Genomic DNA, 13,909 nt, shown 5'->3' with positions numbered 1-13,909 from the left:
GCGGGCAGTGATGCTCGCCTTTTTGCTGTGAAGGACCAGTGTAATGCAGCCGCGCGATCTGGTTCTGGCGCTCATTGTGGTGCTGGTTTGGGGCATCAATTTTATCGCCATCAAATGGGGCGTCGAAGAAATCTCGCCCTATATGCTGACTGCGCTGCGCTATATCGGGTGTGCGCTCCCGGCAGTCTTTTTTATCCGAAGGCCCAAAGTCAGCCTTGGCCTGCTGACCGCTTATGGCTTTAGCGTTGGGGTGCTGCAGTTCAGTTTCTTATTCCTGGCCATGCGCGAAGGCATGCCCGCCGGGCTCGCCAGTCTCGTCATGCAAATGCAGGTGTTTCTCACCCTAGCGCTGGCGGTAATGGTTCTGCGCGATCGCCCGGTATGGGTGCAGTGGGCTGGCGCGGGACTAGCGCTAATCGGTTTGAGCGTTATCGGGGCCGAGCATGTTGGCGGCGCCATTTGGGGGCCGCTGCTGCTGACCATTGTCGCGGCCTTCTGGTGGGCTGTTTCCAACATCGTCACCAAACAGGCGGGCAAAATCGATATGTTGGCCTTCGTTGTTTGGGGCGCGTTGATCCCGCCCTTGCCGATGATCGTCTTGGCGCTGATTTTTGATGGCCCGAGCGCCATCACCGATCTTTTCGCCGTTTCGTCGCAAGCTATCGGCTCGGTGCTGTTTATCGCCTATGGCTCGACGCTTTTGGGTTATGGCTGTTGGGCATTTTTGCTGGGCAAATATCCCGCCAGCATGGTCGCGCCATTTACCCTGCTGGTGCCCATCGTTGGCTTTGTTGCGGCCTATTTCATTTTAGGTGAGCAGATGAGCTGGTTTGAGATTTGGGGCAGTCTGCTCATCTTTTTGGGCCTACTGCTCCATGTGTTTGGGCCTCGTTTTCTTAACCGCGTGCGCGTCCGCTAATGCCTATCCGTCATGTTTTGCTCGCTCTTGTGGTTGTCGCGATCTGGGGCTTTAACTTCGTCGTCATCAAGCTGAGCGTTGAGGCGATGCCGCCACTGTTCGCGGCGGCGCTGCGTTTTCTCGCTGTCGCCATTCCGGCGGTCTTTTTCATCAAGCCCCCTAAAGCCCCGGCGTGGTTGGTCATTGCCTATGGCTTGGCATTTGGCTTTGCACTCTATGCCTTCCTCAACCTGTCCATGGCCTGGGGCATGCCTGCGGGCCTGTCCTCGCTGGTGCTGCAGGTGCAGGCCTTTTTCACCATGATCATCGCCTTCCTGATTTTAGGAGAGCGACCCAATCGGTTTCAGATCATGGGGGCGGGTGTGGCGTTTTTCGGCATTGCCGTCATTGCCACTGAGCGTTTGAGCGGGACGGAATTCTTGCCGCTCAGTTTTACTGTTCTGGCGGCTTTGGCTTGGGGCGTGGCCAATGTGCTGACGCGCATGGCAGGGCGCGTCAATCCACTATCGCTCACCGTTTGGGGTTCGCTTGCTGCGCCCTTGCCCCTTCTGGCTTTGTCGCTCCTCACCGAAGGCGGAGCCGCGATTGCCACTGCGATATCGAGCTTTAGTTTGAGCGACGCAGGCCTGATTGCATTTTTGGCCTATCCATCATCCATGCTGGGCGGCGTTATCTGGGCGTGGCTGCTGATGCGTCACCCCGCTTCAGTGGTGGCACCATTCACCCTGCTCGTTCCGGTCACCGGCTTGGTCTCGGCCTATCTGGTCTTGGGTGAAACAATCACGGGTGTTGAAATTTTGGGCGCGATGTTTGTCATTGCAGGCCTCGCGGTGACCTTGGCCAAAAGGCGCAGTGTGGCTTAGTCCAAAACGGGCTCAATGGGCTCGGATGGCGCTGGGTCAAGCATCATGGCGGGCGACGGTAAAGCCGTGGGCTGCAGGCCATTGAGTTGTTCTGGCGTGAGCCCGCCCCATCCATCCGCGTCCGCTCGCGCATATTCGTCTTGGCTCAGATCGGGCCAGACCACGCGCAATTCTTCAAAGCTCAGTCGCCCATTGCCATCGGTATCGACGGCCTGAAAGGTGAGTGGGGATTGGGCAAAGCTTAGGCTTGATGAAAGGGTCAACGCTGCAAGAGCCTGAAGGATAATGCGCATGGAGGGTCCTCCATCTGACTGGGAATGGCTGCGGCCGCCCTGATCAGTTAGGGCGGCCGACGGCAGGTCGATTATTGTGCGCTTGCTGCCAGCAAGGCGTCATATTCTTCGGCAGAGAGTGCGCCATTGCCATCGGTGTCAGCCGCAGCGAAGGCTTCAGGCGTTAGGTCTGGCCAAGCCACTTGTGCTTCAGCGATAGAAATTGCGCTGTCCGCGTCGGTGTCAACAGAAGCGAAGTCCGTGGGCGTTGCAACCTGCGCAAACGCAGCGCTGGTCAGGCCAAGGGCGATAACAGATGTAAGCAATGTCTTCTTCATGGGTTTCTCCATGCTGATAGCTTTCATGCAATGCCTTTTCGGGGCACTGGCGGAGCTGAATGGCACCGCGAGAAACAATCTGACGGGGTAATATGGCCAGTTGTGCGCCCTCATTGGGCGAGGCTGGACCCATGTCGGGACCATTTTGAGACCGGCATAAGCCACTGCCGTTAAATGAAATCAATCGTCTGAAGTGACAGATCTGAACTAAAGTGAAGTGTCCCTGCAGCTCAATTGATCACGATCGTGGCAGATCAAATGCCCATAAAAGGCAAAAAGCAGGCGGGAAGACCTGCCTGCTTTTTATAAAGATGGGTTGGGGACGTTTTATTAGGGGAAGGGGCGGATAAAGTCGCCGTTCTGGTTCATAACCCACAATTCCCCGGTCGAAATATCAAACCATGCGCCATGTACGGCCAGTTTGCCTTCGGCTTCCAGCTGGCTCACATAAGGGAAGCTGCGCAGGTTCTGAATGGAGTTGCGTATCGAAATGCGCTCCATTGCCGTCTGGCGTTCAGACTGGGTCAACAGATCCGCGCCAGCCAGCTGGCTTGGCAGATCGCCGAGCATGCCGAGCCACTTGCCGATAAAGTCGCCGCTATCCAGAGGGGTCGTCGCAGGGTTGAGTGCCGCCTGCATGCCGCCGCAGCGCCCATGGCCCATGATGACGATATTGGAGACGCCGAGCGCCTTAACGGCATATTCGATGCCGGCTGAGGTGCCGTGCTGGCCACCGTCTGGCTGGTACGTGGGCACAAGATTGCCGACGTTGCGCAGCACGAACATTTCACCCGGGCCAGAGTCGAAAATCATTTCTGGCGCCGCGCGACTGTCGCAGCAGGCAATAATCATTGTGGTGGGGTTTTGGCCAAGGTCGGCTAGACCGCGAATGCGTTCCTTTTCCCGGGTATAACGCCCGGACATGAAGTTCGCGTGGCCATCGAGAAGATGCTGAGGAAAGCTATGCATAACCACTCGATTAGCTGTAAGAGCCTTCAAGATCAACACCGGCTTTAGCCGTATATGGGGGGCAATTATGCAGATCTATCGTTTTCTGACGGGCGAGGACGACTCTTCTTTCTGTCACAAGGTCACGAAGGCATTGACCGAAGGGTGGCAATTACATGGTAGTCCAACTTACGCCTATGATCAGGTGACGAAAAAAATGCGGTGCGGCCAAGCTGTCACGCGTATTGTTGATGAACAGGTCTACGATCCGAGCCGTAAACTCACCGATTACTAAAAGCATTTCTCCCGCCCATTACCAGCGCGCTGGTACTGAAACGGGAGAAACACTCGGGAGGAGCCGATTGGCGAGGACGCTGTTTTAGCGCCCTCACTGGTTTCTTTGCGAAGACTAGAACTCGTTCCACGCTTCGGCGGTCGCAGCTTGCCCGCCGAAGTAGGTTTTAGCCGCTTTCTGTACGCTCTTAATAAGCCCACGTGCGCCGGATACTTTTTCGGTCGCACCAGAGGAAGAGGTTTCGTTGGCGGAGTCCATCGCCGCAGAATCGCGCAGCGTGAAGGTTTCAACGATCGAATCCACGCGGCTGGCTTGACCCTCGGTCTGCTCAATGGAAGCGTTCATTTCTTCAACGAGCGCCGCGTTGTGCTGGGTCATTTCATCCATCTGACGCACAGCGATATTCACTTCACCAATTCCAGAGGCCTGAGCTTGGCTGTCGCTCGCAATATTACCCATCAGAGCCGCAGAAGAGCTGACCCCTTCGACAATTTCTGTCAAACGACCGGCTACATCACTGACCAGCTTGGTGCCGTTCCGCACTTCGTCGCCAGATTGTTCGATCAAGGCCTTCACATCGGACGATGCTTGCGCCGCACTTTGTGCCAGACGCCGCACTTCCACGGCCACAACCGCAAAGCCCTTGCCGGACTCCCCAGCGCGCGCCGCTTCCACCGAGGCGTTGAGCGCCAGAAGGTTGGTCTGGAAGGCGATGTCGTCGATCAAGCCAATGATGTTGGAGATTTTGGCAGCTGAGGTGGAAATGCGCTCCATTGCATTGGTGGCCTGGCCCATAACTTCATTGCTGGCTTCTGCAATTGAACTCATGCGTTCGGCGCTGTCACTGGCTTCGCGGGCTCGGGTCGCATTCAGCGTCACGGTATTGGCCAGCTGATCCATTGCGGCGGAGGTCTCCTCAATGGTCGCAGCCTGGCGGGTCGTGCGCTCAGACAGATCGTTCGCGCCTTCGAGAATTTCGCGAGTGGCGCGCTTGAGCGAGCGGGAGGTATCGCGCAGCTGCAATGTAATGGACTCGATCTTGTCAGCAACCGAGTTTGTACTCTGCTTGAGGCGCGAGAAGGCCCCGCGATAATCCCCGCTCATGCGGTCCCGCAGATCGGCTCGTGCCATCGAGCTGAGCACGCGATCTGCCTCGTCGAGCGCTTCTTCGATACTATCGAGCATGCCATCAAGATTGCCTGCGATGCGATCGATTTCAGGATCACCAAAGCGGGTGGCGAGGCGGGCGCTGAAATCACCCGCAATGGCTTTTTCGATGACGCCGTCAAAGGCGCTCTGGAAGTTGGCCATCATGTCAGCACGGGCTGCAATCTCAGCGGCGCGCACTTGTTTTTCTTCCTCGGCCAACTGCACATTGATGCCGTTGACGCGGAAGGTTTCGAGTGCACGCGCCATTTCGCCCAATTCGTTCTGGGTTTGGGTGCCTTCAATGGCAATATCGTAATTACCATCCGTCAGCTTACCCATGGTGCCCGTGAGCTTGGCGAATGTACCGTTCAGCCAACGACCGGTGACGATAGCCAGCGCTAGGCCAATGACCAGACCTACAGCTGAAATAATCATGATGATGGTCAGCTGCAGCGCTTCTTGTTCAGAGATGCGCGGGCCAAGTTCGTTCTGCCGAGTGTGGGTTTCCGACGACAGGCCCTGATAGAGCTCGTACATCCGTGGGCCCAGAGCGGTCAGCGTGGAGGTGAGCGCGTGATTGCGTGGGTCTGCTCCGGTGGCTTGGGCACGGGCGACCGTTTCGAAATTGTTCAGATACTGCGCCGCCAGAACGCGCACCTGGTTGGTGACCTCAAGCGCATGCGGATCATGCTCGAAGAGCTGGTCAGTCTCCTCATTTGCCGTTGCAATGCGTGTGGCGACTTTGCGAACCTCATCGGCCCATTCGGGCGTTGGGTTGAGCAAATAGTTCAAGAAATCAATTCGCAGCAGAGAAACGTCTGCAGCATGCTCGTCGACAGTCAGGGATTCTCGGGCTGTCTCACGGTATTCATGAAATAAATGTTCGGCATTTGACATCAGCATAATTGCCGCTGCGCCAGTAGCGATGATTAGTACTGTTAAGGCGCCAAACGCGCCGTAAATTCTGGACCGAACACTTCGGAGCATACGCATAGCACCAACCTCCTGTTGATGCTTGGAAGCTTCCCACTCAGATATTACTTATTGATTACAATACTTTGCGCTGTGGCTTGTTGATTGTAGTGTAGTTCTGAATTCTGGTTGGTGACAGATGTTTACTGATAGTTTTATGTCAAAACTTTATTGCGCCGATCGCCTAAATCGCTGCCAATCTAGTAAAATATCCGCAGTATTAAGTCCGAGGCGGGGTGCGAACGTCTTGTGCGCTCTGCGAACAAAGTGCGGCTTGCGCAGAAAGTATGAGCTTCCGGCTGTCAGGGGGCTTTGATTTCCGGACGCCGTGAGTCTAAAACCTAGACCAATTCCAAACTGTCCGCGACACCTCGTCGCGCCAGCCGGTCCCGGAACAGAGTCCCCATGACGGTCAGAGCCCGCCCCACTTCGCCGCATTTGCAGATTTACCGTTGGACCGTCACCATGACGATGTCCATCTTTCACCGCGCCACAGGCATTGCGAACTACTTTGGTGTTTCGCTTTTCGTCATTTGGCTGCTGGCGGCTGCCTTCAGCGCTGACGCGCTGGATGTGGTCAACGGCGTCTATGGCAGCTGGTTTGGCCAGATCGTGATGTTCCTGTTTTCTTGGAGCCTTGTTCATCACATGTGCGGTGGCATTCGCCACTTCGTCTGGGACAGCGCTGCAATGATGGAGCCGGGCCAGCGCGAGAAAATGGCTTGGGCAACGATTATTGCTTCGGTTGTGATCACGCTCGTGATCTGGACTGTTTTTGTGTGGGTGGGCTAAGCCATGTGCGACAACAAAATCTCTTATGAGCAGATCGCCAATCCGAAATCGCATTATGGTAATGCGCGCGCTTCGACACGCCACTTCATTACCCAGCGCGTAACCGGCGCGGTCAACATTGTCCTCCTCGCACTGACCTTGTTCATCATGGTTCAACTGGCGGGCGAAGATCGCTCCGATGTGGTTGAGCTGATTGGTGCTTGGTACATCGGCCTGCCATTGGCTGTGTTGATCGCGGTGGCCGCGATCCACATGCGCAATGGCATGCGCGATACACTTGAGGACTATATGCACGGCAAGACCTACGATCTGGCCATGCTTCTCAATACGCTTTTCTGTCTGCTGCTTGGCGCGCTCGGCATCATTGCTGTGCTCAAGCTTGTCTTCTGGGGTTGAACTCATGGCCAACTACGAATTGATCGACCACGAATTTGACGTGGTGGTTGTTGGCGCGGGTGGTGCGGGTTTGCGCGCGACCCTTGGCATGGCCGAGCAGGGTTTTAATACCGCCTGTATCACCAAGGTTTTCCCAACCCGCTCGCACACTGTGGCAGCGCAGGGTGGTATTGCCGCTTCGCTCCAGAACATGGGCCCCGATAGCTGGCAGTGGCACATGTACGATACCGTCAAGGGTTCGGACTGGCTCGGCGATAACGACGCCATGGAATATCTCGCACGTGAAGCGCCTGCGGCGATTTATGAGCTCGAGCACTATGGCGTGCCATTTAGCCGTACGCAGGACGGCAAGATTTACCAGCGCCCGTTCGGCGGTCACATGACCGAGTTTGGTGATGGCCCTCCAGTCCAGCGCACTTGCGCTGCCGCTGACCGTACCGGCCACGCGATCCTCCACACCCTCTATGGCCAGTCGATCAAGAACGAAGCGCAGTTCTTTATCGAATATTTCGCGCTCGACCTGATCATGGGCGAAAACGGCGAGTGTCAGGGCGTAATCGCCTGGAAGCTCGACGATGGCACGCTGCATCGCTTCCGCGCCAAGATGGTGGTTCTGGCCACCGGCGGTTACGGTCGCTCCTACTTCTCGGCCACCTCCGCTCACACCTGCACGGGTGACGGCAATGGCATGGTCGCTCGTGCTGGCCTGCCGCTGCAGGACATGGAGTTTGTGCAGTTCCACCCGACCGGCATCTACGGCGCTGGCGTTCTGATTACCGAAGGCGCGCGTGGCGAAGGCGGGTACCTGACCAATTCCGAGGGCGAGCGTTTTATGGAGCGCTATGCGCCCAACGCTAAGGACCTTGCCTCGCGCGATGTGGTTTCGCGCTGCATGACGCTCGAAATTCGCGAAGGTCGCGGCGTCGGTCCAAACAAGGATCACATCTATCTGCACCTTGATCACCTCGATCCAAAGGTGCTGCATGAGCGCCTGCCGGGCATTACCGAAAGCGCCAAGATTTTCGCTGGTGTCGATCTTACCCGTGAACCGATCCCGGTTCTTCCGACCGTTCACTACAATATGGGTGGCATTCCGGCGAACTACCACGGCGAAGTGCTCAACCCGACCGAAGACGAACCAAACCGGATCGTGCCGGGCCTGATGGCCGTTGGCGAAGCAGCCTGTGCTTCGGTGCATGGCGCCAACCGTCTTGGCTCGAACTCACTGACCGACCTTGTGGTCTTTGGCCGTGCGGCCGCAATCCGTGCCGGTCAGGTTATTGACCGTGAAGCACCGGTGCCGGGCATCAATGCGGCTGAAGACGCTAAAATCCTGTCGCGCTTTGATCGTCTGCGCAATGCCAACGGCAGCCAGCCGACCGCCAAGCTGCGCGATGAAATGCAGCGCACGATGCAGTCCGATGCCGCTGTGTTCCGCACCGATGACTCGCTCAAGCAGGGCGTCGTCAAGATGAGCGAAATCTACAAGCGTCTGCCAGACGTGAAGGTTACTGACCGCTCGCTGATCTGGAATTCGGATCTGGTGGAAACGCTGGAGCTGGAAAACCTGATGACCTGCGCTATTGCCACAGTTGTCTCGGCGGAAGCGCGTCAGGAAAGCCGCGGCGCGCATGCGCACGAGGATTTCCCGAATCGCGACGACGGCAATTGGCGCAAGCACACGCTGAGCCGGGTTAATGTAGACACTGGCGCGGTCGAACTGAGCTATCGCCCGGTCATTCTTGACCCGCTGACCCCGCAGGATCAGGGCGGCATCGATCTCAAGAAAATTGCGCCAAAAGCACGCGTTTACTAAGGTTTGGTGGAAGCAATGGTTATGACTAAACCGCAACGCATAGCCGCAGGCTGCCTCACCCTCGGCGTGGCGCTCCATTTGGCTGGCTGTGAAACCACCGATACCGGCCCAAGCACTTATAGCTCTGGGTCGGGCACCTTCGGCCAGCAGTCGGTGACCTCGTCAGAGGGCAATAATTTTATCACGACGACGAGCCAGATTGATCCGCAGACCGGCCAGCGTGTGGTCACGGGCGGCTCGTTCCACGTCTCCAGCGATGGTTCGTCCTCGTCCTTGTTCGCGCCGATGGGTACTTGGTACATTCGCGACGAATTTGCCCGCAGCTGCCAGGTGTCGTTCGGCAATGGCTCCTTAAGCGGCAGTGCTGGTGCCAAGGTGCTCGATCAGACAGGTTTCTGTTCGAGTGACTTTAGCGATGCGCGCGGCTGGATGAGTGCAGGGACTGGCTTTGCGCTGACCAATGCGTCGGGACGGATTATTGGCCAGTTCGCCAGCGATGGTAACGACAGTTATGCGGGCACGATCGACTCCATGTTCGGTCCCCGTCCTGTAAAAATTACACGTAGGTAAGCGCATGAATAAGCTCACTATTGCAGGTGCCGTGTGCATGAGCCTCGCTTTGGCGGTTCCCGCTTATGCCGCCACTCCGACGGCCGCACAAAAGCAGGAGTTCTTCGAGGTGTGCTTAAACATCTCGAAGAACCAAGAGCTGTGTGCGTGCAAGGCCGATGCGGCCATGTCGTTGATTGATGAGCGCTTTATGGCTGTCGTGATTTCTTCGATGAAGGGCGGATCGCCCAAGTCTGAAGACTATGTCGCCTACAATGCCTACGTCGCCAAATCGAACCAAGTGTGCAAGCCGAACTACTAATCGGGCTTTTACGGTTTTCGCGCCGAGTTGAGCGGCGTGTCGAAAGGAAGTTGAGAAATGGCCGAACTGACCCTGCGCAAGGCAGACCAGCCGCAGAAGGGCAAAACCTGGCCCAAGCCTGAAGGCGCGACGCGTCTGCGCGAATATCATGTTTATCGCTATGACCCGGACAAAAACGAGAACCCGCGGATCGACACTTATTTCGTCGATCTCGACAATTGCGGCCCGATGGTTCTCGATGCGCTGCTCTATATCAAGAACAACACCGATCCCACGCTGACGCTGCGCCGCTCTTGCCGTGAAGGCATCTGTGGCTCGTGCTCGATGAATATCAACGGGCTCAATACGCTGGCCTGTACCAAGGGCATGGACGATTCCACCGGTCCGGTGAAAATCTACCCGCTGCCGCACATGCCAGTGGTCAAGGATCTGGTTCCCGATCTGACCAATTTCTATGCGCAGCACCGTGCCATTGAGCCTTGGCTCAAGACGACCTCGCCAACGCCGGAAAAAGAATGGAAGCAGTCGGTTGAAGACCGCTCCAAGCTCGATGGTCTTTACGAGTGCATTCTGTGTGCCTGCTGCTCGACCTCGTGCCCGAGCTATTGGTGGAATGGTGAGAAGTATCTTGGTCCGGCGGCGCTGCTGCAGGCCTATCGCTGGCTCATCGACAGCCGCGATGAAACCACCAATGCCCGTCTCGATAATCTTGAAGACCCGTTCAAGCTGTATCGCTGCCACACCATTATGAACTGCACCAAGGTTTGCCCCAAGGGTCTCAACCCCGCCAAGGCCATTGCGCAGATCAAGAAGATGATGGTCGAGCGTCAGGTCGCCTAATAGCGCAATCGCTATACTGAAATGAAAAACGGCGGGGTTTGACCCCGCCGTTTTTTGTTGGCTGCCAGAGAGATTACTCGGCGTCGATCAGCATTGCCTTGCCGGTCTCATAGGCCGACTTGCAGTCGGTGGCGTCGGCGCGTGTATCGCTTTCAAACACGGTGCCTGCGACCCCTGGCCCTTCAAAGCGCGGATCATCGCACTGGCCGTCATTGGCATAGCTTGAGGTGTCGTCACCAAAGTCGATCTCGCTGCTATCATAGGGCGCGCCGAGGGCATATTCGGGCGTGTAGACCGGCTTGATGGTGACACTGCCTGCGTTAAACTGCGCCTCGCAGTCGCTGGCGTCGCTCATAATGTCCTCGAACAGCATCTTCTTATTGAGCCCTGTCCCGGCAAAACGCGGGTCATCGCATTCCCCGTCATTGGCCCAACGCGAGCTATCGTCGCCAAAGTCAAAGGCGACGTTGAGCTGGTCGACTGTCTTGAACGAAACATCGCCTGCCAGAAACGCTGCGCGGCAGTCGCTCGCATCCGCCGACCGTGTCCCGCCATCCGTCAAATTCGACGCGCCAGGCCCGAAAAAGTCTGGGTCATCACATTCGCCGTCGTTGGCCCACTCGCCGCTATCGTCCCCAAAATCGATGCGTCGCGCGATGGCCTCAAGAGACGCAGTCGCCGCGGCGGATCGAACCGGCGTTGCCGCTTCGTCCTCGCCTTCGCCGACCAGGTGGATGGTCCCGTCTTCATAGGCTTCGCGGCAGTCAGAGGCGTCAGCCTTTTCGTCTTCCGGCAGCAGGGCGCTGTTCATGCCTGGACCGGCAAACCGTGGGTCATCGCATTCGAGGTCATTGGCCCACTGCGAAGAATCATCGCCAAAGTCGATGTCGTCGATGCTTGTGCGTTCGAGGCTAGCGTCGCCGCCGTCATCTGCGAGGGTGATGTCGCCGGCGTCAAACAACGCCTTACAATCCGTCGCGTCTTTTAGAGCATCTTCGGGAAGAAGCTCCGTCGCCATATTTGCGCCGGTGAAGCGAGGGTCATCGCATTCCCCGTCATTGGCCCATTGGGAGCTGTCGTCGCCAAAATCAATTTCAGCATCGGCGATAGCCTCTGCGCGTGCCACGGCTCCAGCAGCATCAGCTTCGTCTGCTGTTTCCGCGAGGGTGATCTTGCCCGCATCGAACAGTGTCTGGCAGTCGGTCGCGTCTTTTAGAGTGTCGGCGGCTTCCAGTTCCTCGGCCATGTTTTCGCCGGTGAAGCGAGGATCATCGCATTCCCCGTCATTGGCCCATTCGGAAGTGTCGTCGCCAAAATTTACCGACGTGTCTTGCGCTGATGCTGGCAATGTCAGGCCGGCCATCAGTGCTGCGATCAGGAGGGAAGAGCTCAGGCCCTTGCTTGATGTTCTCATAGTCGTCTTACCCCAGATGCACTTGAATTGGTTCCAAGCCTAAGGCCGTTTCGTATGGGAACCAAGCGTCATGCGCTTTTGATTTTGTACTGGCGCTCCTTTTTGGCAAAGAGCCATGAACCTGAAAGAACCAGTGCAGTGCCTAACGCGTGATAAGGGGTGAAGGCTTCACCTAAAATGACAACGGCGAGCAAAATCGTCACGATGGGTCCAAAACTGGCGGTCGACGAGGTGGCGCGGGCGCCAATCCGCGAGATTGCCGTGTTCAGCAAGAACGACGGCAGCACCGTGCCAAAAATCCCAAGCATGAACGCAAGAGACCAGATGTAGCTGTCATACTGGGCATAGGCAGCGACACCGTCGAGCACGGCAGATTGGCCGATGGCCAGCACAGCCGCTGTCGCCATGCCGATGCAGGTGAACAGCCCTGAGCCCAGAATCAGCATTTGGCGCTTGGCTAAGTGCTGGTAGAGCGCGAACGTCAGCGCAGACCCCAAGACCAAAAGCGTGCCCTGCAAAAGCCCATCGGGCGACACGGTGAGGTTCCAGACAAAGATCACCAGCAGTCCGGCATAGCTCACCAACATGGGCGGCACCAATTGCCAGATCATCCGGTCACCGAAAAACCAAACGCCAAAGAGCAGCACAAAGAACGGATAGGTGAACAGCACGAGCCGCTCATACTGGGCTGAAACGAAAGCCAGCCCTGCGAAATCGAGATAACTTGAGAGATAATAGCCCAGCGCCCCGACCGCCATTGAGGCCGCGAGTGTTTTTGGCGTCAGCAGCGCCTTCAGCTCCGGTCGGCGGGAGAGCAGCATCGCCAAAATCACGAGGTAGACGGGCAGGGCCACCAGCATGCGCAGCGCCAGCGTGCCCTCGGTTGTTACCCCAGCAGCAAAGGCGAGCTTGATGAAAACGCCCTTGGTCGAGAACAGTGCCGCCCCCGCAAAGGCAAGGCCATAGCCCAAAAGGTCACTGCGCGGCGCCGGGGAAATTTGTGTGGTCATGCAAGAAGCTTAGACGCTGATTTGGACAGCGCGAAAGCCCAAAGCCTGCAAATTCGTCCAATTAGCCGCGCGGGTGCGCCAGGGCGTAGCTTTCCAAAAGCCGCTCTGTGTCGACAGCCGTATAGATCTGCGTTGTCGATAGGCTGGCATGGCCCAATAGCTCTTGGATGGCACGCAGATCGCCCCCTTTGCCGAGCAAATGGGTTGCAAAAGAGTGGCGCAGCGCGTGCGGTGTTGCCGTTTGCGGCAGGCCAAGGGCCGAGCGCAACAATTCCATTCGCGCTTGGATTGGTCTGGGGCCCAGAACACCGCCGCGAATAGCGCGAAACATGGGTTCGTCTGTGTTCACTGCAAAAGGCAAAAGGCCAAGATAGCTGTCGATAAAAGCACGCACGGAGGCGATGAGGGGCACCATGCGAACCTTGCCGCCCTTGCCGGTGACGCGCAGTGTTGTGCTTTCCAAATCGGCTTTCCGCAGCGCCAAGGCTTCCGAAATACGCAAGCCCGCCCCGTAGCAGAGGGCAATCACCGCCATATCTCTTGCCGCGACCCACGGCCTGTCCTCAAGTTCGCCCGCCATGCTCACCGTTTCCTTGGCCTCAATAACAGTGAGGGCCTTTGGCAGTGTTCTGGGGATTTTGGGGCTGCGGATGACGTTGAGGGCTTCGGAGGTAACGATCCCCTCGCGCTCTAGGAATTGAAAATAGCTGCGCAGCGACGACAGGACCCGCGCCAGCGAGCGGGAGCCCAAGCTGTCATTGCGCCGCTCGGCCATAAAGGCGCGAATATCAGCGCCGCGCAGGTCTTTTAGAAAGGCGAGCGTCACCGCTCCGCCCATATGGCCAGACAAAAAGCTCATGAACTGGCCAATGTCGCGCCCATAGGCTTCCAGCGTTTTGGGGGCGAGACGCTTGATCGAGCCCAACTCTCTGAGCCAGTTCTCAACGCTATCGCGGACAAAAGGATCGGTGGCAAAGGCGCTATCGGTCATAGGGAGACCCTAGCGCCGTTGCA

General features: G+C 57.2%; 16 protein-coding genes. 9 read left to right on the top strand and 7 right to left on the bottom strand.

Annotation, left to right across the window (positions count from 1 at the left end):
• The first annotated feature begins 43 nt into the window (after positions 1-43).
• Together JHL21_RS13770 and JHL21_RS13765 are read left to right on the top strand one after the other, a co-directional pair.
• Positions 44-919, top strand: a complete 876-nt coding sequence (locus JHL21_RS13770) for an EamA family transporter (RefSeq protein WP_200214073.1) — start codon at positions 44-46, stop codon at positions 917-919.
• A complete protein-coding gene (locus JHL21_RS13765; protein WP_200214071.1) occupies positions 919-1,782 on the top strand; it encodes an EamA family transporter in 864 nt (287 codons plus the stop codon). The genes JHL21_RS13770 and JHL21_RS13765 overlap by 1 nt, the downstream gene beginning before the upstream one ends.
• Here the strand turns inward: JHL21_RS13765 and JHL21_RS13760 are convergent.
• The 3 genes from JHL21_RS13760 to JHL21_RS13750 form a co-directional block, all read right to left on the bottom strand.
• Positions 1,779-2,075 (bottom strand): hypothetical protein, encoded by a 297-nt coding sequence (locus JHL21_RS13760; RefSeq protein ID WP_200214069.1) that lies wholly within the window; start codon positions 2,073-2,075, stop codon positions 1,779-1,781. The genes JHL21_RS13765 and JHL21_RS13760 overlap by 4 nt on opposite strands.
• Positions 2,076-2,146: 71 nt before the next feature.
• A complete protein-coding gene (locus tag JHL21_RS13755) occupies positions 2,147-2,392 on the bottom strand; it encodes a hypothetical protein (RefSeq protein WP_169196540.1) in 246 nt (81 codons plus the stop codon).
• A 330-nt stretch (positions 2,393-2,722) separates the two neighbouring features.
• Entirely contained in the window at positions 2,723-3,361 is a 639-nt protein-coding gene (locus JHL21_RS13750) for a carbonic anhydrase (protein ID WP_199532616.1), read from the bottom strand.
• A 67-nt stretch (positions 3,362-3,428) separates the two neighbouring features.
• On the opposite strand from JHL21_RS13750, the gene JHL21_RS13745 reads away from it, so the two are divergent.
• Positions 3,429-3,635, top strand: a complete 207-nt coding sequence (locus JHL21_RS13745; protein ID WP_169196538.1) for a DUF1737 domain-containing protein — start codon at positions 3,429-3,431, stop codon at positions 3,633-3,635.
• Positions 3,636-3,749: 114 nt separating this feature from the next.
• Here the strand turns inward: JHL21_RS13745 and JHL21_RS13740 are convergent, their stop codons facing one another.
• Complete coding sequence (locus tag JHL21_RS13740) at positions 3,750-5,777, bottom strand: methyl-accepting chemotaxis protein (protein ID WP_254082056.1); 2,028 nt, start codon at positions 5,775-5,777, stop codon at positions 3,750-3,752.
• Positions 5,778-6,161: 384 nt separating this feature from the next.
• Between JHL21_RS13740 and sdhC the strand changes: the two genes are divergently transcribed.
• The 6 genes from sdhC to JHL21_RS13710 are packed head-to-tail and all read left to right on the top strand — an operon-like array spanning position 6,162 to position 10,471.
• The gene (gene sdhC, locus JHL21_RS13735; protein WP_169196537.1) at positions 6,162-6,548 is read left to right on the top strand and encodes a succinate dehydrogenase, cytochrome b556 subunit; all 387 of its coding nucleotides are present in this window, start codon (positions 6,162-6,164) and stop codon (positions 6,546-6,548) included.
• A 3-nt stretch (positions 6,549-6,551) separates the two neighbouring features.
• Positions 6,552-6,944, top strand: coding sequence for a succinate dehydrogenase, hydrophobic membrane anchor protein (sdhD, locus tag JHL21_RS13730; RefSeq protein WP_200214068.1), 393 nt, complete (start codon positions 6,552-6,554; stop codon positions 6,942-6,944).
• A 4-nt stretch (positions 6,945-6,948) separates the two neighbouring features.
• Positions 6,949-8,760 carry a succinate dehydrogenase flavoprotein subunit gene (gene sdhA / locus JHL21_RS13725; protein WP_169196535.1) on the top strand — a complete coding sequence of 604 codons (1,812 nt, stop codon included), beginning with the start codon at positions 6,949-6,951 and terminating at the stop codon, positions 8,758-8,760.
• A 21-nt stretch (positions 8,761-8,781) separates the two neighbouring features.
• Complete coding sequence (locus JHL21_RS13720) at positions 8,782-9,330, top strand: hypothetical protein (RefSeq protein WP_200214067.1); 549 nt, start codon at positions 8,782-8,784, stop codon at positions 9,328-9,330.
• Positions 9,331-9,334: 4 nt separating this feature from the next.
• A complete protein-coding gene (locus JHL21_RS13715) occupies positions 9,335-9,631 on the top strand; it encodes a hypothetical protein (protein WP_200214066.1) in 297 nt (98 codons plus the stop codon).
• 57 nt (positions 9,632-9,688) lie between these two features.
• Positions 9,689-10,471, top strand: a complete 783-nt coding sequence (locus tag JHL21_RS13710; protein WP_200214065.1) for a succinate dehydrogenase iron-sulfur subunit — start codon at positions 9,689-9,691, stop codon at positions 10,469-10,471.
• A gap of 73 nt (positions 10,472-10,544) precedes the next feature.
• Here JHL21_RS13710 and JHL21_RS13705 read toward each other — a convergent pair whose 3' ends face one another.
• The 3 genes from JHL21_RS13705 to JHL21_RS13695 form a co-directional block, all read right to left on the bottom strand.
• Positions 10,545-11,885 (bottom strand): hypothetical protein, encoded by a 1,341-nt coding sequence (locus tag JHL21_RS13705; protein WP_200214064.1) that lies wholly within the window; start codon positions 11,883-11,885, stop codon positions 10,545-10,547.
• A gap of 68 nt (positions 11,886-11,953) precedes the next feature.
• The gene (locus tag JHL21_RS13700; protein ID WP_200214063.1) at positions 11,954-12,895 is read right to left on the bottom strand and encodes a DMT family transporter; all 942 of its coding nucleotides are present in this window, start codon (positions 12,893-12,895) and stop codon (positions 11,954-11,956) included.
• A gap of 61 nt (positions 12,896-12,956) precedes the next feature.
• Positions 12,957-13,886, bottom strand: coding sequence for a tyrosine recombinase XerC (locus tag JHL21_RS13695; protein ID WP_200214062.1), 930 nt, complete (start codon positions 13,884-13,886; stop codon positions 12,957-12,959).
• Positions 13,887-13,909 lie beyond the last annotated feature (23 nt).

The organism is Devosia sp. WQ 349K1 (genome assembly GCF_016595685.1).
GTDB lineage: Bacteria > Pseudomonadota > Alphaproteobacteria > Rhizobiales > Devosiaceae > Devosia.
This window is presented reverse-complemented; position numbering and strand designations above follow the sequence as displayed.